Annotated in this window: 17 protein-coding genes and 1 pseudogene; 12 read left to right on the forward strand and 6 right to left on the reverse strand. The window is 57.7% G+C overall.

The features are described from left to right. Window positions 1-519 precede the first annotated feature (519 nt). The 10 genes and pseudogenes from mads1 (at window position 520) to brxL (ending at window position 17,683) form a co-directional block, all read left to right on the forward strand. A complete protein-coding gene (gene mads1 / locus ACY8D3_RS04380; RefSeq protein WP_462381953.1) occupies window positions 520-717 on the forward strand; it encodes a methylation-associated defense system helix-turn-helix domain-containing protein MAD1 in 198 nt (65 codons plus the stop codon). Then, window positions 714-1,328 carry a DUF1819 family protein gene (locus tag ACY8D3_RS04385; RefSeq protein WP_462381955.1) on the forward strand — a complete coding sequence of 205 codons (615 nt, stop codon included), beginning with the start codon at window positions 714-716 and terminating at the stop codon, window positions 1,326-1,328. Before mads1 ends, ACY8D3_RS04385 begins: the two co-directional genes overlap by 4 nt. Then, a complete protein-coding gene (locus ACY8D3_RS04390; protein WP_462381957.1) occupies window positions 1,325-1,981 on the forward strand; it encodes a DUF1788 domain-containing protein in 657 nt (218 codons plus the stop codon). The genes ACY8D3_RS04385 and ACY8D3_RS04390 overlap by 4 nt, the downstream gene beginning before the upstream one ends. Before the next feature lie 11 nt (window positions 1,982-1,992). After that, window positions 1,993-5,550 carry a BREX system P-loop protein BrxC gene (brxC, locus tag ACY8D3_RS04395; protein WP_462381959.1) on the forward strand — a complete coding sequence of 1,186 codons (3,558 nt, stop codon included), beginning with the start codon at window positions 1,993-1,995 and terminating at the stop codon, window positions 5,548-5,550. Window positions 5,551-5,641: 91 nt separating this feature from the next. After that, the gene (gene pglX, locus ACY8D3_RS04400; RefSeq protein ID WP_462381960.1) at window positions 5,642-9,148 is read left to right on the forward strand and encodes a BREX-1 system adenine-specific DNA-methyltransferase PglX; all 3,507 of its coding nucleotides are present in this window, start codon (window positions 5,642-5,644) and stop codon (window positions 9,146-9,148) included. Between the two features lies 1 nt (window position 9,149). Then, the gene (locus tag ACY8D3_RS04405) at window positions 9,150-11,024 is read left to right on the forward strand and encodes a DUF262 domain-containing protein (protein ID WP_462381962.1); all 1,875 of its coding nucleotides are present in this window, start codon (window positions 9,150-9,152) and stop codon (window positions 11,022-11,024) included. Next, on the forward strand, window positions 11,021-13,528 hold the full coding sequence (gene pglZ, locus ACY8D3_RS04410) for a BREX-1 system phosphatase PglZ type A (RefSeq protein WP_462381964.1): 2,508 nt from the start codon (window positions 11,021-11,023) through the stop codon (window positions 13,526-13,528). The genes ACY8D3_RS04405 and pglZ overlap by 4 nt, the downstream gene beginning before the upstream one ends. A gap of 17 nt (window positions 13,529-13,545) precedes the next feature. Then, on the forward strand, window positions 13,546-14,427 hold the full coding sequence (locus ACY8D3_RS04415) for a hypothetical protein (RefSeq protein WP_462381966.1): 882 nt from the start codon (window positions 13,546-13,548) through the stop codon (window positions 14,425-14,427). Window positions 14,428-14,492: 65 nt separating this feature from the next. Continuing rightward, window positions 14,493-15,507: pseudogene (locus ACY8D3_RS04420) on the forward strand (IS30 family transposase); the annotation flags it as partial. A 76-nt stretch (window positions 15,508-15,583) separates the two neighbouring features. Continuing rightward, the gene (gene brxL, locus ACY8D3_RS04425) at window positions 15,584-17,683 is read left to right on the forward strand and encodes a BREX system Lon protease-like protein BrxL (RefSeq protein WP_462381968.1); all 2,100 of its coding nucleotides are present in this window, start codon (window positions 15,584-15,586) and stop codon (window positions 17,681-17,683) included. 93 nt (window positions 17,684-17,776) lie between these two features. Here the strand turns inward: brxL and ACY8D3_RS04430 are convergent, their stop codons facing one another. From ACY8D3_RS04430 to ACY8D3_RS04455, 6 genes are all read right to left on the reverse strand, one after another. Next, the gene (locus tag ACY8D3_RS04430; RefSeq protein WP_170934326.1) at window positions 17,777-17,947 is read right to left on the reverse strand and encodes a hypothetical protein; all 171 of its coding nucleotides are present in this window, start codon (window positions 17,945-17,947) and stop codon (window positions 17,777-17,779) included. Between the two features lie 9 nt (window positions 17,948-17,956). Further along, entirely contained in the window at window positions 17,957-18,454 is a 498-nt protein-coding gene (radC, locus tag ACY8D3_RS04435) for a RadC family protein (RefSeq protein ID WP_045633501.1), read from the reverse strand. After that, window positions 18,429-19,364, reverse strand: a complete 936-nt coding sequence (locus ACY8D3_RS04440) for a recombination directionality factor (RefSeq protein WP_045633502.1) — start codon at window positions 19,362-19,364, stop codon at window positions 18,429-18,431. The genes radC and ACY8D3_RS04440 overlap by 26 nt, the downstream gene beginning before the upstream one ends. 91 nt (window positions 19,365-19,455) lie before the next feature. Further along, the gene (locus ACY8D3_RS04445) at window positions 19,456-20,460 is read right to left on the reverse strand and encodes a YqaJ viral recombinase family nuclease (RefSeq protein WP_462381971.1); all 1,005 of its coding nucleotides are present in this window, start codon (window positions 20,458-20,460) and stop codon (window positions 19,456-19,458) included. A gap of 74 nt (window positions 20,461-20,534) precedes the next feature. Further along, entirely contained in the window at window positions 20,535-21,503 is a 969-nt protein-coding gene (locus ACY8D3_RS04450) for a DUF932 domain-containing protein (protein WP_462381973.1), read from the reverse strand. 96 nt (window positions 21,504-21,599) lie between these two features. Next, window positions 21,600-21,872, reverse strand: a complete 273-nt coding sequence (locus ACY8D3_RS04455) for a hypothetical protein (protein WP_462381975.1) — start codon at window positions 21,870-21,872, stop codon at window positions 21,600-21,602. A 339-nt stretch (window positions 21,873-22,211) separates the two neighbouring features. Between ACY8D3_RS04455 and ACY8D3_RS04460 the strand changes: the two genes are divergently transcribed. Next, entirely contained in the window at window positions 22,212-24,086 is a 1,875-nt protein-coding gene (locus tag ACY8D3_RS04460; protein WP_126190102.1) for an SUMF1/EgtB/PvdO family nonheme iron enzyme, read from the forward strand. Window positions 24,087-24,107: 21 nt separating this feature from the next. Next, the gene (locus ACY8D3_RS04465; protein ID WP_462381977.1) at window positions 24,108-25,043 is read left to right on the forward strand and encodes a viperin family antiviral radical SAM protein; all 936 of its coding nucleotides are present in this window, start codon (window positions 24,108-24,110) and stop codon (window positions 25,041-25,043) included. Window positions 25,044-25,363 lie beyond the last annotated feature (320 nt).

Raw genomic sequence — 25,363 nt, forward strand, 5'->3', positions numbered from 1 at the left:
GTCCAAGTCGGCAGGATACCAACCGATCTATCTGGTCGCCTAAACCGACCATTTCGCTAAAAGTGTGTCAGTTGAGTGCGACGTAATGTGTCGTACCCGGTCGCTAATCTGCAGCTCGATGCGGGCCTCTCCTCGGTTCCATCGCTCCATCGCTCCGACGCTATAGCGGCAGCGCTGGCTGGATCGCTTGCATCGCATTTATGCGATCAAGCGGCTCCTGGTATTTAGCCACGATCTTCTCAGCACTAATCTGGCAGACGAGCGTGCGGTTACCCAGGCGGTTGGCAGTACCATCCGGGCTGGCATGAGCATGGTTTGCCGGGTTCAGGCTGCCATCGGAGCGCTGAATACCGACGACATTGAGTCTTGAATCCAGGCCATGGATCGGGGGGCATCTATGGCGCTGGGAGAAGGAACAATGGCGATGGAGAGATATTTCCTTCAAATCGTGCCTAATCCTGGCTAATCAAGCTAAATCGGATAAAATATTTGTCCATTTTCTCCAGGGGGGTTAGCGCCATGAACGACCGTTGGCTCAATGTCGATGACATTGCGGAACACCTTGGTGTGAGCAAGGACACGGTCTACGCCTGGATCTCAAAGCGCAGCATGCCTGCCCACAAGGTGGGGCGCCTATGGAAGTTCCAGAAGGCCGACGTAGACGCCTGGGTCAAAGCTGGTGGGGCCAGCGACGATGCGCAGCGAGAGCCAGCATGAGTCCCGAGCGCTATCGTCTGTCGTTCACTACGGGGGGGCTGTTCCTGCAGGAGGCCCCGTTGGTTGCCGAACGCTACCTGACGCTGCGCGACTGGTCGCAGACTCGTACAGAGGTGCGCAGTGGCAACCTCCTGCAGGCGCGCACCGCCAGCGCCGCCAAACGCATCAGCATCGAGCTGTTCGGGCGCCTCGGGTTGCTCGATATCGAAGAACTGGAGCTGCTGGTCGAGGGTAACCTGCGCGAGCGTGGCTACCTGCTCTGGTCGGCAGTCTGCCGTCGGTATGCCTTCATCCGTGACTTTGCTGTCGAGGTGCTGCGTGAGTACTACCTCAGTCGGCGTCACCAGATCATGCCGGCTGACTACGAGGCCTTCTATAACGCCAAAGCGCTCTGGCATACGGAGCTGGACGAGATTGCCGTCTCCACGCAAAAGCGTCTGCGCCATGGCGTATTTCAGATGCTGCGCGAGGCTGATCTGCTCTCCGAGCAGGGGCAGATCCAGCCGGCGCTGCTGACCCCGTATCTGGCCCGGTTGATAGCCAAGCACGGCCACGAGAACCTGCTGGTTTTTCCAGCCACGGACAGCGAAATTCAAAGGTGGCTTCAATGAGCCGGAAAATCAGCCAGCAGCCGCTGGCAGCACGCTTCGAACATCTGCTGGGCGTCATCAGCAGCCAGCGCTTTCTAGAGATGAAAGGGCTGAACAACGACCTGCCGTTCTACATCTGCGAGTTCAAGGCCGCCGAGGCCTTCGAGATGCAGCGTATGCAACGGCAACTGGTCAATAGCCTGGCCAGCATGAGCATCGACTGTCTCCAAGGGCGTGGGGTACGCGTTCTGGAGGTCAACCTCTACGATCTGTCCATCGAGCTGCTCAAGGCCCGTGAAGGCAGTAGTGATGACAGCAGCCTCTGGGACGAGATCCTCACCGTCGAGCCAGAGGTAGAGAAAGATGCTCTGCTGGAACTGATGCAGAACGTCCTGGGTGTCGAGGAGTACCTGATCCCGGCGATTGGTGAGCGCCTTGCTGGGGCGGACTACGACGTCCTGTTTCTCTCCGGCATTGGCGAGGTGTTCCCCTACATCCGCTCGCACAACGTGCTCAACAACCTGCAGAGCACGGCCAAGGGCAAGCCAACCGTGATGTTCTTCCCTGGCGAGTACCGTCACTCACTGCAGCAGGGGGCTTCGCTGGAGCTGTTCGGCTTGCTGCACGACGACAAGTACTACCGCGCATTCAACATTTTCGAGATTCAGGTCTGAGGAAGCAGTAGATGGAACTCAACGGTATTTTCCTGAACCCCGTCAGTCGCTCCATCGAGGGGGTGATCAAGGCCGACGATGAAGCCAGCCTGTATGAAGAGCTGAGCGAGTACGTCCTTACCGACGAGGTTGCCAAGCGCCTGGAACACTTCCTCGACGCCTATACCGACTACCACGGTGCAAACGGGGTGTGGGTGTCCGGCTTCTTCGGCTCGGGTAAGTCGCACCTGTTGAAGATGCTGGCCCTGCTGCTGGAAAACCGCCGAGTCGACGGTTCATCTGCCCTGGACATCTTCCTGCCCAAGATCCACGAAGACGATGCGCTGCTGCGCAGCAAGCTCAAGCAGGCCGTTGCCATTCCGTCGAAGAGCATCCTGTTCAACATCGACCAGAAGGCCGACATCATCAGTAAGACCCAGATCGATGCCTTGCTGTCGGTGTTCGTCAAGGTCTTCAACGAGATGTGCGGCTACTTCGGCAAGCAGGGCTACATTGCCCAGTTCGAGCGCGATCTCGACAGCCGCGAGCAGTTCGAGGCCTTCAAGGACGCCTATCAGAGCATCGCCAAAAAGCCCTGGGAGCGCGGACGCGAACAGGCCCTGCTGGAGTCCGGCAACATCGCCAAGGCCTATGCGCAGATCACCGGCGAAGATCCGGCGCTGGCCAAGGGCATCCTCGACAAGTACCGCACCCAGTACAGCGTTTCCATCGAAGATTTTGGCAACCAGGTCAAGGCCTGGCTGGACAAGCAGCCGGCCAACTTCCGCCTGAATTTTTTTGTCGATGAGGTCGGCCAGTACATTGACGATAACACCAAGCTGATGACCAACCTGCAGACCGTCGCCGAGAGCCTGGCGACCAAGTGTCAGGGGCGAGCCTGGATCATCGTTACCGCGCAGGAGGACATGAGTTCGGTCCTCGGTGAGATGGGGACGAAGCAGAGCAACGACTTCACCAAGATCCAGGCACGCTTCGCCAACCGCCTCAAGCTGACCAGCGCCGACGTGGCCGAGGTGATCCAGAAGCGCCTGCTGACCAAAAATTCGGTGGGTGCCGATCTGCTGAAAAGCGTCTATGACCAGCAGGTCAACAACTTCAAGACGCTCTTCGAGTTCGCTGATGGCGGCCAGCACTACCAGAACTTCCGCGATCTTGAGCACTTCACCTACTGCTATCCGTTCGTGCCGTACCAGTTCCCGCTGTTCCAGTCGGCCATCCGCGGCATTTCCCTGCACAACGGCTTCGAGGGCAAGGCCAACTCGGTAGGTGAGCGCTCCATGCTTGGGGTCTTTCGCGAGGTGGCCATGGCTATCGACGACGAGCCAGTTGGCCAGCTGGCAACCTTCGACCGCATGTTCGAAGGCATTCGGGGGGCGCTGAAGAGCGCGATCCAGAGCGCGATCAATAACGCCGAACGTCACCTGGGCGACCCCTATGCCGTGCGTGTGCTCAAGGCCCTGTTCCTGGTCAAGTACGTCAAGGAGTTCAAGGCCACCCTGCGCAACCTCAGCGTGCTGATGCTGGAGCGTTTCGGCGAGGATGTACCGGCCCAGCGCAAGAAGCTCGAGACCGCACTCAACCTGCTGGAGCAGCAGACCTATATCCAGCGCAATGGCGATCTCTACGAGTACCTGACCGACGAAGAGAAGGACATCGAGGAAGAGATCAAGAACACCGAGGTCGAGTCGGCCGACGTGATCAAAGAGCTGGAGGGGCTGCTGTTCGAGGGCGTCATCAAGCAGCGCAAGATCCGCTACGAGAACGGCCAGGACTACCCCTACACCCGCAAGATGGATGACCGTGCCCTCAGCCGTGAGCATGAGCTGAGCATCCATGTCGTCACGCCGCTCAGCGACAACTTCGATAACCTCACTGTGCAGCGCATGCAGAGCATGGGGCGCGATGAGCTACGGGTCGTGCTGCCCGCCGATGCGCGTTTCATGCAAGACCTGACCATGTACAAGCGCACCGAGAAGTACATCCGGCAGAACAGCAACACCCAGCAGGAGGCGGTCAAGCGTATTCTCGATGCCAAGGGCTTCCAGAACACCGAGCGCCTTGCCGAGCTTCTGGAGCGTGCCAAGTACCTGCTCGGCCACGCGCAGCTGATCATCAACGCGGCAGACGTGGATGTATCCAGTAACGATGGCCAGACCCGCATCCTCAAGGGCTTCTTCCAGCTCATCGAAACCACCTATCCGAACCTGCGCATGCTGCGCGATGTGGCGTTCAGCGAGAACGACATCGGCAAGTACCTGCGCCAGGGGCAGGATGGGCTGCTCGGCAACGACGCCACCAGCCTGAGCGAGCCGGAGCAGGAGCTGCTGGCCTTCATCCAGACCAATGCGCGCAGTGGCGTGCGCACCACGGTGAAGAGCCTGCTGGAGCGCTTCGAGCGCAAGAGTTACGGCTGGTACTACGCCGCCATCCTCTGCAACCTCGCGCTGCTCTGCGCGCGCGGCAAGGTCGAGGTGCGTCAGGACAGCAACCCGCTGGAGGGGGACATCCTGGAGCGCAGCCTGCGTAATACCAACGCCCACCCCACCTTGGTGCTGGAGCCGCAGATCGAATTCACCGCTTCCCAGGTGCGGACGCTCAAGGACTTCTTTGCCGATTTCTTCGACCGGCCGGCCAGCAGCAACGAGGCCCGCGCCCTGGCCCGTGAAACCATCGATGCCATCAAGGATCTGGAGTTGGAGCTGGCCGAGCTGCACGGCCAGAAGGCGCAGTATCCCTTCCTGGTGGCTTTGGATGGAGTGCTGGCGACCCTCAAGGAAATCGCCGCGAAGAACCCCAGCTGGTTCCTGACTGACCTGTCTCGTGCGGAAGACGCGCTACTCGACACCAAGGAGCAGATCATCGACCCGCTGCAGCGCTTCATGCGCAGCCCGCAGCGGGAGATCTACGACCAGGCCCGCCAACTGGTGCAGGAGCAGCAGGACAACTTCACCTATGTGAACGTCGCCGAGGTTGAGGCTATCCGTGCCGTGCTGGCCGACAGCAAGCCCTGGCAGGGAAACCGTCTGCAGCAGGCCAGGCCGCAACTGGAGGCGCTCCAGCTGGCCATCGCCAACCAACTGGCCAGCGAGCAGCAGGCCAGCGAGCAACTGCTCGACGAATTGGAGCAGCGCCTGTGTGGTGCTGACGGCTATGCAGGGCTAAGTACGGAGCACAAGGCACAGCTGGCATCCCCCTTCAGTGCTGCTCGCCAGGCCCTGAAAGGGCAAAAGCTGATTGCAGTACTGCGTGATCAGCGCCGGCGCTTCGAGGATGAGCGATACCCGCAACTGTTGCTCACGCTCGAACAATTGGCCCGCCCGCAACCTGTAAAGCCCGAGCATCCCGAGCCGTCTCCGCAGCCCAACAAGGAGCTGACGGGAGGTGGCGATGTGCCGCCTGGCCAGCCGCCGTTGAAAGTAGCGGAGCCGCGCATCGTGCAGGCGCGTCAGATCAAGGTCGGGTATGGCAAGCCTTGGCTCACCAGCGAGGCCGAGCTGGACGACTACCTGCAGAAGCAGCGCGAGGCCTGGCTGAAGGAAATCCAGGCCGGTAACCGCGTACAGATCTGATTTTGTAACGAATTCAAGTGGCCTGCCTGCTGCGGGCCACTCCCAGGTTGAGACTGCCCGGTCGAGTGCCGGGAGCAGGAGAGTTGGATAGATGGAAACCGCCAAGCTGGAGAAGTTTGCTCAGGCCGCACGTACTGTTCTGCGAAAACAGGTCGCTAGCAAGCTAGAGCTGGTACGGGACACCAGTAGTGCTGCCCGCCGTGAGATCCCTCAGGCTGTTGCCCAGCTGGAACGGCAGATTCAGGAGACCAGCAAGGAGCAGGTGGTCGAGAAGGTCGCCTACACCTGGTTCAACCGCTTCTGCGCCCTGCGCTTCCTTGATGCGAATGGCTACACCAATCCCCGTGTGCTCACGCCCATGGAGGGCCAGATCACCCCGGAAATCCTCGCCGAGGCGAAGATGGGGCACCTGGACGAGGAGCTGGTCGCGGGCAAAACGCGGCAAAAGATCCTTGATCTGCTGGCCGGCAAGGCACCCAGTTCAGATCCTCAAGGCGAGGCCTATCGCCTGCTGCTGGTGTCGGCGTGCAACCACTGGTACCGGCACATGCCCTTCCTCTTCGAGCAGATCGACGACTACACCGAACTGCTGATGCCCGAGGACTTGCTGTCACAAGGTTCGATTCTCACCAGCCTGCGTGAAGTGATGACCGAGGAGGTCTGTAAGGACGTCGAGGTCATCGGCTGGCTCTACCAGTTCTATATCTCGAAAAAGAAGGATGAGGTCTTCGCCGGACTGAAGCAGAACATCAAGATCACGGCCGAGAACATCCCCGCCGCGACGCAGCTCTTCACCCCCCACTGGATCGTCCGCTATCTGGTCGAGAATTCGCTAGGCCGGCTGTGGCTGCTGAACCGTCCGCAGTCGAAATTGGCAGAGAAGATGGACTACTACATCGCGCCGGAGGAGCCCGAGACGGAATTCCCGCGCATCTCTAGTCCGGAAGAGATCCGCATCTGCGACCCGGCCTGTGGGTCGGGACATATGCTGACCTATGCGTTCGACCTGCTCTATGCGATCTACGAGGAAGAAGGGTACGACCCGACCGAGATCCCGGCGCTGATCCTGACCAATAATCTCTATGGCGTTGAGATCGACGACCGTGCCGGAGCGCTAGCTGCCTTTGCACTCGTGATGAAGGCTGCAGCTAGGCTGGGCCGGCGACGCTTCCTGCGCCTAGACGTACAGCCCAATATCTGTGTGCTGGAGAATGTAAACTTCACTCAGGATGAGTTGCACGACGTGGTTGCCATCATGGGCCGCGATCTGTTTTCAGACGAGTTGCGCGAGACTCTAATGCAGTTCGAGCAGGCCAAAAACTTTGGCTCGCTGATCATGCCAAAACTGCCTGATCCGGCAGAGGTAGCACGTCTACTGGCGACCAAGGACTTTGGCGGCGATCTGCTGCTAAAAGATGTGCAGGATCGTGTGCTGAAGGTGCTGCACATGGCTGAGTTTCTCTCTCCCCAATATCATGTGGTGGTGGCTAATCCACCGTATGCCGGTGTTAAGGGGCTTAATGCCAGACTAGCCGCTTGGCTTGAAGGCTATTTCCCTGAAAGTTGTTCCGACTTAATGACTGCATTCATGGATCGATGTCGTCTGCTTAGTCTGGAGCAAGGAATTTGGAGTATGATCAATATTCCATCTTGGATGTTCTTGAGTTCGTACAAAGACCTACGCGCTCGACTGCTTCAGAGTCAAACAATAAACTCGCTAATCCATCTTGGTCGCGGTGTATTTGGTTCTGACTTTGGTGCAGTTGCATTCTGTGTCAAAAACTCTGCACCAAACAATGAAGCCTGTATGCTCGCAAGACGGCTTTTTGAAAAGTTTTCTATTGTGCGGAGTAATGATCAGATTGAGGCTCTATTTAGGGATCGCGCATATGGTGTTTTTCGAGTAAAGCAAAACTCCCTGAGGAAGATACCTGGTGCGCCATTTGCCTACTGGTTGAGTGAGGACGCGATTTCAACATTCGAAAAGGGTACTTCGCTCTCTGAAATTGCTCCAGCCAAGCAAGGGATTAAAACTGGTGATAATGAGAGATTTCTTCGGTTTTGGCATGAGGTTGGAATTAGAGCCTCCGCGCTTAACGAACGCCTAAGCGTAGAGGAGCGAGATCAGCGGAAATGGTTTCCTTGTACGAAAGGTGGCCCTTTTAGACGGTGGTATGGGAATTTTGACTATGTCCTGAATTGGGGGGGTAATGGGGATGAGATTCGAAACTTTAAAGACGAAAAAGGTAAGCTAAAATCGAGGCCTCAGAATACTCAATACTTCTTTGTTGGAGGAGTGACGTGGTCAAGTCTTACCATTGGTTCTTTTTCGGCTAGGCTTCTTCCAAGGCATTTCGCCTTTGAAAGCAAAGGGTCGGCATCTCCAATTAAAGATAAATCCGAGGCGCTCAATGTGCTCGGTTTATTAAATACTGCTGTGGTTGATAGGTTGATTTCTGCTCTTTCGCCAACCGTGGATTATAGTGAAGGCGCTATTGGAAAACTCCCCATTATTCATGTTGATAGTTCCGCATTGTCGATTCCAGAGAAGGCGACCTCTACCGCCCGTGCCGACTGGGATGCCTATGAAACCTCTTGGGACTTCACCTCGCTTCCGCTGCTCTCGCCCGACTACCGAACCGAAACGCTGGAGGGTAGCTATGTCCGTCTGCGCTCCCATTGGCGGGGTATGACGGACGAGATGCAATGGCTGGAGAAGGAGAACAACCGGCTCTTCATCAACTCCTATGGCCTCGAGAACGAGCTCACACCTGAGGTGCCGCTCGAAGAGATCACCCTCACCTGCAACCCTGCCTATCGCTATGGCGTGAAGGTCTCCGAAGAGGACCGCGAAATCCGCCTGCGTGCCGATACCATGGCTGAGTTCCTGTCCTACGCCGTGGGCTGCATGTTCGGTCGCTACAGCCTCGACAAGCCGGGCCTAGTGCTGGCCAATCAGGGCGACACGCTGGCCGAATACCTGCATCAGGTACCCGAGCCCCTCTTCATGCCAGATGAAGACAACGTGATCCCGGTGCTGGATGGCGAATGGTTCGCCGATGATGTGACCGAGCGCTTCCGCCAGTTCCTGCGTGTGACCTTTGGCGAGGAGCACTACGAGGAAAACCTCGCCTTCATCGAAAAGGCGCTGGGCAAGGACGTGCGCAAGTACTACCTCAAAGATTTCTACGCCGACCACGTCAAGCGCTACAAAAAGCGTCCGATCTACTGGCTGTTCTCCAGCCCCAAGGGCACCTTCAACGCACTGATCTACTTACACCGTTACCGCCCGGACACCGTCAGCGTGGTGCTCCAGTACCTACGCGACTTCCGCAAGAAGCTCGCCGCGCGACTGGACTACCTGCAGCAGGTGGCGATCAGCACCTCGGCCAGCCAGGGCGAAAAGACCAAGGCCAACAAGGAAGCCGAAACCATCAAAAAGCAGCTTCTGGAGCTGGACGACTACGAGCGCGACACCCTCTATCCGCTGGCCACCGAGCAGGTACAGCTGGATCTGGATGATGGCGTCAAGGTCAACTACCTCAAGCTGGGAGCAGCCCTGAAGAAGATTCCGGGACTGGAAGTCAAGGAAGACTGATATGGCAGGCCGATTTGAAAAGGCGATCACGATTCGCCAGGCAATACGTAACATCGATGACCGGACGTTTCTGTTGCCGGCGATCCAGCGCAATTTCGTCTGGTCGACGCAGCAGATCTGCACGCTCTTTGACTCCCTGATGCGTGAGTACCCCATCAACACGTTCATGATGTGGGATGTGACGAGCCCGGAGATCAAGAATAAATACCGCTTCTACAGCTTCCTGACCGATTACTGCCAGCGCTTCAAGGAGTCCAACGACTACGTCCCGACCCAGGGGGACTTCAAGGACTTCAAGGCGGTCATCGACGGACAGCAGCGGCTGACCTCAATCTATATCGGCCTGAAAGGCACCTATGCCTACAAGCAGCCTCGACTCTGGTGGCCCAACACGCGCAACGATCAGGCTCTCCCGCCACGCAGGCTCTACCTCAATCTGAGCAAGGGCGTTGAAGGAGATGACAACGAGTCGATGGCCCAGTACGACTTCCGGTTCCTGACCGAGAAGCAGGTGGCGTCGTACAAGAGCGACAGCACCTCGTATTGGTTCGAGGTGGGCAAGGTCTTGCTCCTGCCCGATGTGCGCTCTGATGATGAGATCCTGATGGAGGTGGTACTGCCTTACTTGACGGAACAAGGGCTGGCTAGCAACCGGTTTGCAGTCAAGACCCTGAATCGTCTGTACCACCTGGTAAGGCGGGAAGAGGTCATCCACTACTACAACGAGGAAAGTCAGGACATCGACCATGTCCTTGATGTGTTCATTCGTACCAACAGTGGTGGAACGCCGCTGGCGTTCTCCGACCTGTTGATGTCCATCGCCATTGCCAACTGGCAGGGCGATGCCCGTAAGGACATCGACGAACTGGTCGCTGAGGTCAGGCAGAGCTCGGAGATGCAGTTCTCGATTGGTCGTGACTGGGTTCTGAAGACCTGTCTGATGCTGATCGGCGCCGATGTGCGGTTCAAGGTCAAGAATTTCGATGCTGATCAGGTCAGTGTCATCCAGGCGCAATGGCCGCAGATCCGATCCTGTATCGTCGCAACCTTCAAGCTGCTGCGGCTGTTCGGGCTGAATGACCATTCGCTGAGAGCAAAGAATGCCGTAATCCCGTTGGCCTTCTACCTGTACAAGCAGCTCTTCCAGGGCAAGCCCCTTTATCTGAGCATCAACAACATCAACCATTTGCGCGATGAGCGCCTGGCGCTATCGCGCTGGTTGCACATGGTGCTGCTGCGTGGGTTGTTTGGCGGTCAAGCCGATGGCGTGCTCACGAAAATGCAGCGCCTGCTGGCCAGGCACCTTGGCAAGAAGGCATTCCCTCTGGACGAAATCATCGAAGCATTCACTGCGACCAACAAGGATCTACGCTTCGACGAGGCCTATCTCAGAGGGCTACTCGACATCGAGCATGGGGACTCGCGGTGCCGTTCGGTGCTGAGCCTGTTGTTCCCCGAAATCAATGAAAATCTGCAGCTGGACATCAATCACCTGCATCCGCAGAGCGCCTTCACCAAGGCAGAGCTTTCCAAGCAAGGCTTCCTCAAGAATGATCCTGAGTTGATGGCGTTCTATCGGAACCCGCTCAACTGGAACTCGATTGCCAACCTGCACCTGCTGAATACCTCGCTGAACCGCTCGAAAAAGGATATGCCGCTGATCGAATGGCTGGCGGAAAAGGGGCGTGGCATCAAGCCAGCCGATCTGCTGCTGGACGAGAGTGACAGCCTGCGGTTTGAGGACTTTCAGGCTTTCTGCAATGCACGGCGTGAGGCACTTCTGCAGCGCTTGCGTTGCAATGTGGTGGTCAGTGGGCCACTGCCAGCATCTGAAGAGGTGCTGGATGAAGAGGAAGAAATCGAGGCTGTGGCATGAGCAACCCGAAGATCACCCAGGCGCTGGCCAACCTGTTCGAGAAGCAACGCATCGTCTTCTGGTACGACAATCGCCTGGAGTTTCGCGCTGACTTCGACGCGTTGGAGCTGCCGGGGGTCGAGAAGATCGAGCTGGCCAACAACGAGTTCGGGGTGAAGTACCGCATCCTGCGCGAGCAGCCGGAGCAGAAGTTTCTGCTCTACCGCGAGGGGGCCGAGCCGCCGCATCTGGAAAACTGGCTGCTCGATGTGCAGCTGGCCAGTGGCAACAGCTTCCGTACCGATCAGGTTGCCTTGTGGTTGGCTGAGCTGGAGTTGGGACCGGACTGCTATCCGCTGTTGGAGGAGCATGTTGCGTTCTTCGAGTCGGCCAAGCGTCGCGAGCAGCTGCGCAAACTGCTGCTGCAGGGCGACTCGGACAACAAGCTGCGCCTGAAGATGCTCGCGGTCTGCGCCGACACTGAGCCGCGTCTGGATGTGATCCTGGAGGAGCTGCTGGCCGAGCTGGCCAGCGCCGGCGATGCGCGAATCAAGCTGATCGAGAGCAGTGGCCTGAGCGGTTTCCTCTGGGAGCAGATGAAGCGTGCCTACGGCTATATCTCGGAACAGCCGGGCCTGCACGACTTCGTCATCGAGCTGTTCAAGGCTTGTTTCCTGATGGGCACCGATCCGGAGCACAAGGCACGCCTATCGGCCGAGTCGCTGGTGTTCCTCAAGCGCTGGAAGGACAGCCGCTCCCATGAGCAGAGCTTCGAGCTTCTCTCCGGGCAGTGTGCCGAAGTACTGCAGATTGGCGACCGGCTGCATGGGCTCGATTACCGCAAGCTGATGGAGCTGGATTACTTCGAGCTGGTCGACCGCAAGATCCTCAGCGAGCTGGTCCATGCAGTGGTGGCGAGAACGGTGACTGCGCAGGAGGTCGAGCAGTGGGTACGCCAGCGCCGGCAGAGCCACTGGTTTACCCACTTCGAGGATGTCTACCTGGCGGTCGACCATGCCGCGCAGTTCCTGCAGTTGCTGGATACGGCGCAGTTGGAGATGACGTCGCTGAGCGATGGCGTGGAGAAGTACGCGCAGAGCTGGTATCGGCTGGATCAGCTGTACCGCAAGTTCGTCTATCACTCCCGCGAATCGGGGCAGGCCTCGTTACTGGGGGAGCTCAACACTCAGGTCGAAAACCATTACACCAACAATTTCCTGGTGCGCCTCAATGACCGCTGGCAGCAGCACGTCGATGCTGCGCAGCGCTGGGAAGCCGCACCGATCATGCTGCAGCGGAATTTCTTTGGCCGCTGCGTGAAGCCATTCGTCGAGCGCAAGACCAAGGTCTGCGTGGTGATCTCCGATGCCTTCCGCTACGAGGTTGGCGAGGAGCTGCAAAGCCTGATTCGCCGCGAAGATCGCTTCGAGGCCGAGCTTGAGCCGGCACTGTCGATGCTGCCGAGCTACACCCAGCTGGGCATGGCAGCGCTGTTGCCCAACCAGGCACTGCAGCTGGCTGAAAACGACAGTGGCGATGCCATGGTGAACGGTCAGAGCGCTCAGGGGGCGGTCAATCGCGGCAAGATCCTCGCGGCAGCCGTGCCGAACTCTGCGGTGGTGCTGGCCAAGGATCTGCTAGCCATGAACCAGGCCGACTCCCGAGCGCTGCTACGCGATAACGATGTGGTCTACGTCTATCACAACCTGATCGACAAGACCGGCGATACCCGTGACACCGAGGAGCGAGTGTTTGCGGCGGCAGAGGAAACCCTGTCCGAGCTGGTCCGCCTGGTGAAGAAGCTGACCAATGCCAATGCCAGCAATCTGCTGATCACTGCGGACCACGGCTTCATCTACCAGAACCGTCCACTGGAGGAGAGCGACTTCCTCAGCAGCGAGCCGGATGGCGACGAGGTGCTGTATCGCGACCGGCGCTTTGTCCTGGGGCGTGGCCTGCGCAGCCAGGCTGCATTCAAGACCTTCAGCCCTGAGCAGTTGGGTCTGGAGGGGACTCTGGATGTGCAGATACCCAAGTCGATCAACCGCCTGCGCCTGAAGGGCTCCGGAAGCCGGTTCGTGCATGGCGGGGCGACGCTGCAGGAGGTGGTGATCCCGGTCGTCCGCATCAACAAGAAGCGCCAGAGCGATGTGGGGCGCGTGGAGGTCGAGTTCATCGGCGGCGGTGGCAAGACCATCACCACCGGACAGCTGGCCGTGGTGCTGTATCAGACCGAGGCAGTCACCGAGAAGAAGCAACCACGCCGACTGCGCGCAGGCCTGTATACCTTGGACGGTGAGCTGATCTCTGATACTCACGAGCTGACCTTCGATTTCGCGTCGCAAAATCCGCGTGAGCGCGAGCTGTCGGTACGCTTCATCCTCAGCCGCAAGGCCGATGAGGCGAACAACCAGCAGGTGGAGCTGCGGCTTGAGGAGCAGGTGGAAGGCACTTCGCATTTCACCCGGTACAAGGCTACTCGGTATACGATTCGTCGTTCGTTCACTAGCGAATTCGACTTTTAATGCAGGGGTGTAACTCTATGAAAATAATAATATTTTTTCTGTATGGATTGATGCTTCTCCCTTTTTTGGCTGTTTCTGGTGAGTCATTAAGGGTTGTTGAGGTTGAGCCGGCCCATACGAATAGCCCTGAGCGTTTTGAGCCGAAATGGGAGTATCGTAATATTGATTTTTCTGTCGGATTTTATTGCGGAACCACTAATGGTTTTTTGTCGTGGCCTGAATTCTATTGTCATGAGCCATACTTTTGGGTTGGTGGTATAAGTGTGCAGGCCTTAAATTTTCGCGAGGTCTTTGTTACGACTGAAGGTATTCGGCTTGATGCAGCAAGGACTCCGCTTGAGAAATCGACTAGTATGGGGAGGGAATTTTATTCTGAAATAGCTAAAAATAATGATCCAGTTTTTCACTTGAAAGTTGTTGGCTGGGACGACAGGAGTGACACATATGGGTCGTATGATGGGAGTATTAAGCTGGTCGATTTCAGAAAGCGCGTTGAATACTATATGTCTGCTCAAAGAAAGGCGGCGCATGAAGACTTTGAGGATGAAGTCAGAGATTGGTTTTTTGCTGCATTCTCATGGGGGCTAGGTGTTTTGGCAATTATTTTTTCTTGTTGGGGAGTGTGGCGCTGGATTTTACCATTTTTCACTGGATTCAAAGGTGGTTGCGCAGGTCTTTCAAGGCGTTTTCGTAGTGGTCTTTTTGATCGGAAAATCAGGCAGGTGGCAGTCGATGAGGCTGTACGCCAGGTCACTCGACAAAAAATTTCAGAGGTAGAGGAAGGAGATATAGATTTGTTGCTCAGGCGAATGCAGGATGCGCTTGAAAGGGATGATATTGATGCTGCCAAAGCGATCTCTTCGATTATTAAAAAAGACAAGCGAGAGACAGGTTGTTAATTTTATAATTGGCGGCGGCAAAAACTGAGTGCAACACCTGACCTCTTCGGTACGGTGCTGCCCCTATGTCTTATTCCGAGCTCAGCGTTGTAGAGCGCGCCACCATTCAACTCGGTCAAGTCCAAGGCTTCAGCCTGCGCGGGATTGCTCACCTGATCAACAGATCGCCCTCGACTATCAGCCGGGAGCTGCGCCGCAACCGGGATGCCTACGGCGGCTACTCGGCCCGTAGCGCCCAGTGGCGCATGAGATGCCGACGCCAGGTCTGCCGCCCCACGCGCAAGTTGATGCCAGGTACCAAGCGTTTCGAACTGGTGACTCACATGCTTCGTGAGAGTTTGTCTCCCGGGCAGATTGCCGGCAAGCTCCGCAGTATGAACATGCCCAGCCTCCGAGATGCCGACGTCTGTCGCGAGACGATCTACAACGCGATCTATGCCCTGCTGGTCGGTGAACTGCGCAAGGAGCTGATCATCTGTCTGCGCCAGGGCAAAACGGCTCGCCGACCGCGTTCCGGTGGTGTGGATCAGCGCGGTCAGATCCCAGAGATGGTCAGCATTCATGTGCGCCTGCCGGAGATCGAAGACCGGCTGATGCCGGGCATTGGAAGGCGACCTGATCAAGGGCAAGGCCAACGCCTCGTCTGTAGGCACGCTGGTAGAGCGCACCAGTGGCTACCTGATGTTAGTGAAGATGGACGACGCGACGGCGACCTCGGCGATGGAGGGCTTCAGTGCAGCACTTAATAACATGCCGTTGGCGATGCGTAAGAGCATGACCTACGACCAGGGCCGGGAAATGACGAGGCACGATGAAATCACCCAGAAGACCGGCGTGGCAATTTACTTCTGAGACCCGCACAGCCCTTGGCAACGCGGCAGCAACGAGAACATCAACGGCCTGATCCACCAGTACTTGCCCAAGGGCACAGACCTGTCGGTACACAGCCAGGAGGAACTGGATGCCATCTCGCTGCAACTGAATATGCGGCCGCGTAAACGTTTCGGCTTCAAATGTCCCATCAAAGTAATGGGTGAAGTGATGCAGAAGGCCATGGCTATTGCTCCAGCTTCAATTAAATGTCCGTGTTGCACTCGGCTCCTGCAGCCGCCATTTTTAGATTATTTTTTTGAATTGCATAGTGGGGCGTGGTGCTATGAGTCAGTTCGATGACAAGATCAACCAGCATTTCGCCGGGTTGGTCGTCCGCAAGGATCTGGTCAAGGCGGTTAAGGGCAACGCCATCGTGCCCTCCTATGTGCTGGAGTACCTGCTGGGGCAGTACTGCGCCACTAACGACGAGACCACGATCCAGGCCGGCATCGAGACGGTCAAGGAGATCCTGCGCAAGCACTACGTGCATCGCAACGAAGCTGGCCTAGTGCGCTCGATCATCAAGGAGAAGGGGCGGCACAAGGTCATCGACCGCGTCAGCGTCTCCCTGAACGACAAGGATGACGTCTACGAGGCGGAGTTTGCCAACCTCGGCATCAAGAAGGTGCTGATCGACTCCAGCACGGTGAAGGCTCACCAGAAGCTGCTGGTCGGCGGCGTGTGGTGCATCGCCGATCTGGAGTACGAGTACACCGAGGACAAGTCGGCTTCGCCCTGGGTTCTGGCGTCGCTCAAACCGATTCAGATCTCCCGCTTCGACTTCGAGGGCTATTTGGACGCCCGCAAGCAGTTCACCACCGATGAGTGGATTGACCTGCTGATCCAGAGTGTCGGCTTCAATCCGCAGATGTTCGGCAAGCGCAACAAGCTCCTGCAGCTGATCCGCCTGATACCGTTCTGCGAGCGCAACTACAACCTGATCGAGCTGGGGCCGAAGGGCACCGGCAAGTCGCATGTCTACTCGGAGTTCTCGCCTCACGGCATCCTGATCTCCGGTGGCGAGGTGACGGTGCCCAAGCTGTTCGTCCACAACGGCACGGGCAAGCTCGGCCTGGTGGGCTACTGGGATGTGGTGGCCTTCGACGAGTTCGCCGGCAAGCAGAAGCGCGTGGACAAGGCGCTGGTCGACATCATGAAGAACTACATGGCCAACAAGTCATTCTCCCGGGGGGTGGAGACCCTCGGAGCAGAGGCCAGCATGGTGTTCGTCGGCAACACCGACCACACCGTACCGTACATGCTCAAGCACAGCGACCTGTTCGACCCGCTGCCAGAGAAGTTCCACGATTCCGCCTTCCTCGACCGCCTGCATAGCTACATTCCGGGCTGGGAAGTGGACGTGATTCGTGGAGAGATGTTCTCCTGCGGCTATGGCTTTGTAGTCGATTATCTTGCTGAAATCCTTCGCTCACTGCGTAGCCATGATTTCTCGGACCGTTACAAAGGGATGTTTACGTTGTCGGATGACATCTCCACGCGCGACCGCGATGGCATCAACAAGACCTTCTCCGGGTTGATGAAGATCCTCTTCCCTCATGGCGAGGCGACTGGGTCTGAAGTCGAGGATGTGCTGCGCTGTGCCATCGAAGGGCGTAAGCGGGTCAAGGACCAGCTGCTGCGCATCGATACCACCTACCCAGCTGTTCGTTTTGCCTATCAAGGAAAAGATGGCGTCGAGAGGTTGGTCAGCACCCTGGAGGAAGGGGAGTACCCAAACCAGTACCACCGGCGAGTGGCGGGTGAAGTCTCGGAGGCAGATCTGTTCGATACGGCTAATGTCGCTCCTAGCGAGCCGGTTAGCGATGTGGTTAGTCCTCAGCCCATTCAACAGCCTGCTGTCTCGGTAAGCAAAGAGCCAGTACTGAAGCCTCAGCACTTGGTTATTCAGGAGAACCAGCGCGGTGTCACCTTCGATAGGCTGTTTGGACCTTATTTAAAAGGCGCCAAGCGGATTATCGTTATTGATCCGTACCTGCGGATGTTCCATCAACTTCGCAACCTCATGGAATTGATGGAAACGATCAGTAAACAGCTGGCTTCCGGTGAGGAAGTGGCTGTACATGTGGTCACCGTGGAAGATGAGTTCAATGGTGATCGCCAGACTGAAAGCCTGCAGAAAATTGCAGACGCTTGTGCGGGGGTGGGTATTCAGTTCAGTTGGGCGTATGACACCACTGGCACCAAGCACGACCGTGACATTACCACTGATACTGGCTGGAAAATTGTTCTTGGACGTGGGCTGGACATCTTCCAGCGCTTCGAACTGAACGACGCGTTTAATTTTTCGAACCGGTTGCAGCAACACCGCCAGTGTAAGGAGTTCAGCGCGACGTTCGTTAAGGTCGAGAATGCCTGCATGTGAAGGATCTAATTTTTGGTAACCAGGCAGAGCAAAAAATTAAGTAGATGGAAGAGGGGGGACTGCCTTTCGGCTTGTCCCCCCTTATGTTTCAATCTAACGTGCAGATTTCCGTAGTTGGCCAAACATCCAACAGGCTAGCAGTACAGCCACGAATAGTGGCGGAAAGCGCACCATTGCAACCACCAGCAGCAGCACCGTCATGCAGCCTGCGAATATGCCTGCAAACACCAGCATTGCTGCGAAGACGCGTAGCAGTAGCTTCATACCGCCTCCTTAAAGGTAGCCCTGTTCCGCCAGCGACACGCAGCCTTCATGGCCCACCACGATGTGATCGAGTGTTCGTACGCTGACTAGGTCCAGCGCTTCCTTCAGTTTGCAGGTCAGTGTGCGGTCAGCCTGGCTCGGTTCGGGATCACCAGAAGGGTGGTTGTGCACGAGGATCATGGCGGCGGCGTTGTGTTCCAGGGCGATCTTGACGACTTCCCTGGGGTACACGCTGGCGCCGTCCAGCGTCCCTCTAAACACTTCGTGAAACGCAAGCACGCGGTGGCGGCTGTCGAGCATCAGCAGCGCGAACACTTCATGCTCATAGTCGGCCAACAGCGTTTGCAAGTGGCTGAACACCTCGTGGGGTGACGTCAGCGCACGTCCCTTGCGCAGTCGTAGACTGGCAAGCTGTTTGGCCATCAGCAGGATGTCAGCCTCGGTGACGGGCGATTCGACCAGGTAGGTACCGCTCGGCTCGCTAGCCTTCAACTTGTGCAGGCGCATGGCGGCCTCCGTGGTCTGTGTTTTGACGGGCAGCTCGTGCGTCGAGCTTTTCGGCTAGGCTGGGTTTGGCGTTGCTGGGTTGTATCTGAAGCGGTACTACTGCGCCTTCCTCGGTGGGGTAGAACTCTTCGACGATTGCGCTGACGTCTTCCTCACTGTCCTCGAAGGCACCATTGCCGAAGCCACGCCGTGCTGCTTCGTCCAGTGCGGCTTGATCGAAACCCGCTGTTTTCCGCTGTTCATCCAGCTCGCCTGCTAAGCGCAGTGCCTCGGTCATGTCCATGCCGCTACGCACCGTCAGATCGGAGTAGAAGATCGGCGTGCCGTGGCTTTGGCGGGTGGACTTGCCACGCAGCCGCAATTCAAGTGGCAGGCAGGCCAGGCGGTTGCCGGAAATGGCCTGAAAGTAGTGAAGGCGAGCGGCGAGGGTGCGGATGCTGTTAAAACCAGTGGTGCGGAACACGAAGCTGCCCAGCAGATCCTCATCGCCGATCACCACGTTCAGTCGGCCATAAGGCTTACAGGCTCCGCCCTTGGCCAGCGAGCAGGCATCCGGCGAAGGGCAGGGCAGCGATTGCATACCGTCCTGGGTGACTCGCTTGCAGGTTTCGCCATTGCCGACGCAGACCGGGCGACCGGACTGGCGATCAAACAACGTGTAGTCGGCACGAAAATTCAGTTCTGGTTCGTTGAACAGCAGGCGCACCGGAATGCTGCGCAACTTGTCGTCCTTGCCTTGGCGCAGCTCATCGTTGAGCGGGTGTACCAACCAGCCATCGCGGCTCTGCACCTGGGAAGTGATAGTGAACTGGTCATCCTTCTCCGGCAGGCGTTTACCGTTTCTCTCGATAACCTTGCCGATGGAAATCCGCCCGAGTACCGGCGGTGTGATAGCCAAACCTTTAAGCATGGTGGTTCTCCTGTGAAACGAAAAAAGGCCAGCCACGCAGCGCGTACTGCATGGACTGACCAAAGGGGCGGAAGGGTGGGGAAGGTGAGATTTAGCCGATCAGGAAGCGTCGGGCACCGTGCTTGAGAAGCGAGTATTTTTCGCGCAGGTGAGGCCTGTCCTGGAGCAGCCGGGCCACATCGAAGCCGATGCTGTCCTTGGCTTTACGCCAACTGACGTAGCCGTTGGTGAACTCTGCTCGTGTGGCCTCGCCCATCGCTTGTTGCAGCATCTGCTTGAGCTGAGCCTCGCGTGCATGCTTTTTATCAATGAACTGGCGCAGGGCCTTGAGCTCGACGTAAGCAGCGGTCAGCGCCGGGTTGTCCCTGAAGTCCACCGTCTGGCCATCGTCCTCTGGATATAGGCAGCGCAATGCCGTTTCAGCCGAGGCCGTCCCATCTGCGGGTGGCGGCGTGTCGGTCTCGACGTATGTCCAGAACGTACGCTCCAGTTCGATTAGGCGGGCGATCATCGCTTCGTCGCGCTCAATGCGATGGATCTCCAAGTGCTGACCACCGAGCACAACCGCAACATCTGCCGCTTGCTTGCCAGTCACGGCGAGCTGGTGCATAACCTGCAGCTGCACATACTCGGGCACGCCCTCTTTCCAGAGGCGTGCCCCGTTTATGCCGGCTGTCTTGCATTCGAGGATCTGCACGTCGTCGGCACCGATCACCTCGCGATCGATGTTGGCAAGCATCCAAGGCAAGTCAGGATCGGGATGCTGCAGTACAGCGTTGACGCGGCGAACCTTGTTGCCGGTGCGCTTGCTGTAGTGCCAGGCCACAATGGGCTCCAGCACGTTGCCCCAGTACATCGCACTTTCTTCGTCATCGGGATCGGTTTTCGGCAAGCCGGTGTCGCGTCCGGTTTTCTCAAGCCACAGTTCCAGCTGGGACTTGTAGGGGTTCAGGCCAACGGCGGCCGCGGCATCCGAGCTGCCAATACCCTGTTTACGTACTTCCAGCCACTCTTCGCGGGGCAGCTCCTTGGTACTAATCAGGCGCAGGGCGGAGCGGGGTTTGCTGGTGTTGCGGTTCGATAAAGTTGCTGTCATGGCGTCACCTTGCAGGCGTAAAAAAGCCCGATCAGCACGAAGCTGACCGGGCGATACGAGTGATGGAGAGACGTTTAGGCTGCGAGCTGCAGAGCTGCATCCAGAGCGCGTTGCTTGATCTGCGCCCCTTGGCCGAACCAAGCGGAATCCAGCCGGTACTCGGTGCTGCGTGCACGACGTTCGTGATCGACATACTCCGTCACGGCATTGAGCAGCCCCCACGCAGTGCCCTTGGCTGATTCCAGTTGACTGCCCCGACCCCGACCTTCGTACAGCTCTTGGACTTTGCGTAGGGCGCGCTCGTTGGGCAGCTGTTCGGGTAGTTGGCCGGTTGGGCTGACTTCGCACATGACGTTCATGAAGAAGCCCATCGCTTCATGCCACTGCACCTTGCGTTCGGCCAAATGACGCATGCGGTACATGAAGTCGTCCCATTGCGAGACAGCAATCCCGAGCTGCTTCTTCACTAGATCGCCATCGAAACGGGTGTTGTGCGGCACCTTGATCGCCCGGCTGGTGCCGTCCAGGGCAATCGTCAGGGTGTTGTTACAGACCACGCGAATGGTGGTTGGTGTTGCTGTAGTGGCCAGGGTGCCGTCGCAGGAGGTGGCCAGCAGTAGATAGCCGTTCACCTGGTCGTTCCCCTTGATCGACGTGCCTTGGCCGGTCCGCGCCAGTGCCCAAAACTTGCGGCCACCTTTGAGCACGCCTGCCGTCTCCAGCTCGTAGCCGGAGACCTCGGTCAGGTCCCGGTAGAACTCCAGTACCTCGCGTGGCTGAACGGTGTGGTAACGCTTGGAGACCACAGACAGCGGGGCCTTGGTGTCCGAGCGGTACAGCACCTTCTGTTCCGGAAAGGAATGGATGGTGCCGAGATGGCCGATGGCGTCCGATTTGAAGTGAACGGGGCTTTCCTGGATCTGCCAGTCCATGCCGGCTTCCCGCTGCCAGACCTCGATGGGCTGCTTTTGCGGCAGGTTGTTGCCCAGCCCGTGCCACGGGGTAGCGCCGACATAGGCCATTTGTTCGATTTGATGAGCCATGACGAATTTCCTTTAGGTGCAAGCCGGCATAAAGCGCCGCGCGAAGCGCAGCACCGGCTGGTAGTGATAGAAGAGAAGGGAAGCAGAGCCGCCTGATCAGGTCGGCAGATTGAAGCGATGCCCGCACAGCAGGCAGAGGTTCTGAGCCAGAACATGGCGGTCGAGCTTGTCGCCGAGCTGAGCGCCGAGAGCGCAACCGCCGACGCCACCGGCCAGGCCGCCGAGGATGGCGCCCGAGACAGAGCCGATGGTGATGCCGACGGGACCTGCGACAGAACCAATGGCTGCGCCAGCCTTTCCACCAGCCATTGCAGCACTGACGCCACGTGCAGCACCGCCGACGGTGCCGACTGCGGCGGCAATCTTCATGGCGTGGTGGAAGGAAGCGACTTTGGGGGAGTGACAGCGAGGGCACTGCAATGACATGGGATGAACCTTCTTGGTAGTGATGTCATTGCAGTTATGTGTGGCTGAGATTTTTTCGAATCGAATCGCCAGCAACCGAGGTCTTGTATTCGGGCCATATTCGATAATATGATCGGCAAGACGCTTAAGTGCGTGTGGTGCCTGAGCAACCACGGCTGGGAAGTTGCCTCCTCAGTTGATCAGCTCAAAGGGTCTCGCCCTCTCTCTCCAAATCCCTGCTGACCATGACCTGTTGCCGAGGCAGCACGGTGATTTGTTGCCGTGGCTTTATTGGAGAGAGCTATGATTGTTCCTGATCTGTTGCGTGCACCGCGTGACGTCCATGTCCTGACTGAGAAGCCGAACACCGAGGGCGGGGGTTCTGATCGCTTCTGGTCCATGCGACTCGAAGGCCTTCATTACGACCACATCCGTGCTGCCGTAGACGAACTGCGCAGTCGTTGGTCGCGGCCCATACCCAAGCAGATTGCGCGCTCCGTAAAATCAGTTGCGCTACAGGACGCACTTGCCCGCACCCTCGGTGCGCGTTCCTATAGCCACTGGCGCGAGGTCGAGCAGCCTAAGATCGCCGACTTTCTACACGAACACGGCATGTCGGTGCCGACCGATCTTATCAAGTGGCCGTATTCGCCGAGAGGGGTGGGTTCTCTGACGGCTCGGCAGGTTGCGGATCGGTTGTTCAATTCCGGTCTGCCATTGCCCAAGCGGCTCTTTACCGGCGTCGGCTCCTGTCTGTTCGCTCCGCGTGCGTATGGTCGTCTGGATTTCGATCAGGCAGCTGGCTATGCATTCTGGACAGACCAGCAGCGATACGCATTCTGTGAGCAGCATGAGGAGGAGATCCTCTTGCGTGCGGAGTACATGCAGGACGGTTGTGGTCTTGATTATCTCGACATGACCGGGCGGATGTTGATGCTCAACGCGGTGAGTGAGTTCATCGGCTGCATGTACAACATGATGGGCAGCAACCTGATTGAACCGGCGTTGGGGGAGCCGGTGATGCGTAGCTACAACATGTCCGCCGAGGGCGAGGCGTTTGAGTTGCAGCTTTTCCGCTTGTTTCGCAAAGAGATCGAAGGCTCCGATGACGGCTGGGTAGAGGTTCTCCCTGTGCCTGGAAATGCCAACCTGATTTTCCTGAAAGGTGCCAATGGCGCTTTCGACTGGGTAGTACGCGATCAGCGCGACAAGGCATTTACCTCCAACCCGCTTTACCCGTTCTTCGACAAAGGCGAGATACCCAGGGCGATGGACCAAAGCAAGCTGGACGGGCACCTGTATTTTGCCACCGGTACCTGGGCGGAAAAGCTGGAGCACGACGCCGAGTCGCGCCATTACGTCGAAGGCGGAACGGCAGCCAATTGGCCAGGCTACGCGAAGCTGATCCAGCGTGAGCTCATTGCCAGCCTGGGCTATCGGTCTCCCCGCCCGGCAACCGGGGCCGTATCTGATCACTTTATCCCGCACCGGCTCGGCGAAAGCTGCTTGATGGTGTCTCCCCTCGTGACCATCGCGGACTTTTTCGATTTCTGCAGCAGGACGAACTGGGGGCAGATCAGACAGGAGAAAGCCTGCAAGACCCTCGACAAACGAATTGACGACCTAGGCGCTATCAACATGGATCCGAGCGATCTTCCGGTGAGCGTGACTTGGCTGGATGCGGTCGCCTATTGCCGTGACTATGAGGCGCGCACGGGACTTCCCGTTCGGCTGATGACGATTGATGAGTGGCGACAGCTCGCTCCGCCGCCGATGGACTTTAGCCATGTGCGCTCATCGCGCCTTCTTATAGTGAAAAAGGGAGAGATGCCTGACGACCCCATTTACGAGCAACTCGGGTGGGGCATTGTCGGTGGGGATGGCAAGCTGGGTGGCAACTCTGCCCATCGCCACCAGGCCGATGGCTCCATGCGCTACGGACCCAACCTGAAGTGGGTCGACAACGATGCAGGGCTGGCATTTGCCTCGGTACCTGGGTTTGGCGAATGGCTGTCTGATCATCGACATGGCTCTGCCCCGGCAGCCTGTGTCGCAACTGGTCGTTCTGTTGCTGGCGGAACAATTGAACGGGATCTTTGCCCCGTGCGCATGACGATGAGCTACAAGGGCGTCAAGGTCGGGTTTCGGCTTTGCTACGTCGCTCACCTCGACGCATAACCCTCTCCAGGAGCTAAAGAAATGTTGCATCTCCAAAGTGGGGAGGGAGCCGTTCGCCCTCACGTCGCCGAATTGGTCATCAACTGGCACATCACCGAAGCCTGTAACTACAAGTGCCGCTATTGCTACGCGAAATGGAACGGTGCTGGCAGGGAGCTGCTGCATGACTGGAGCCGCGTCCGCAATCTGCTGGATGAGCTACAAGCATTCTTTCATCCAGAGAACGCGGCTAATCCGCTTCGTCAGCACTTGTCCTGGTCCGGCATCCGTTTGAACCTGGCCGGCGGCGAACCGTTGCTGTATCAGGATGCCTCGCTTCGCGTGCTGGATTACGTGAGAAGCAGAGGGATGGCGGCCTCCATCATCACGAATGGTAGCCGGTTCACTGGCGACTTGATCGACCAACTCGCACCGCTGGTTTCCATGCTCGGACTGAGCCTGGATTCAGCAGACGTTGCCAGGAATAGAGAGATTGGCCGTGTCGACAGTCGTGGCTTGTTATTGGACGTCGATTCGACCTCGGAAAAATTGGTGCGTGCTAGGCGGCGTAATCCGGCTCTGCGCTTGAAGCTCAATACCGTGGTCAATGCGTTGAACCACCAGGAGGACATGTCGCCGATCATTCAGGCGCTCGCGCCCCAGCGTTGGAAGGTATTGCGCATGTTGCCGGTGGTGACCAGCGAGCTGGCTGTTTCGGCTGAGGCCTTTCGCGCCTTCGTTGCGCGACATCATGCATTGCGTGAGCTGATGTGCGTCGAGGGCAATGACAGCATGAGTGAGTCGTACATCATGCTCGACCCGCTGGGGCGCTTCTTTCAGAACGCGAGCAGCCAGCGGGGTTATCGCTACAGCGGTCCTGTTGATGTCGTTGGTGCTGAGCGGGCGTTCAGCGAGTGGCCTTTTTCGGTCGACGTCTATGCGTCGAGATACCGGGATGCTTTGGTGGTGGGGCGGTAATGAGAAGATATAGTTCATCCAAGGACATCAATCTGCTCATCAAGGCACTGCTCGCTGAGGGTTGGTCTTATAAGTCGGGGCGATCCCATGGCCGAATTTGCCCGCCCGAGGGAAGAGGGTTTGTCAGCGTGCCCTGCACTCCAAGCGATTACCGTGCATTTGATAACTTCTTACATGCTGTCAGGCGTCTGGTGCGTACTGCCCAGGCCGTGCCAGATGCTTAGCACCTTGGCGCATTCAATTGCCCGTCTCGAAAGGGGGCGGAAGCTGTGTGTCGACAATGTCTGCGACTACATATCCCTGCTTGTGCAGCAGGTTGC

The organism is Pseudomonas sp. Marseille-QA0892, from assembly GCF_054950135.1.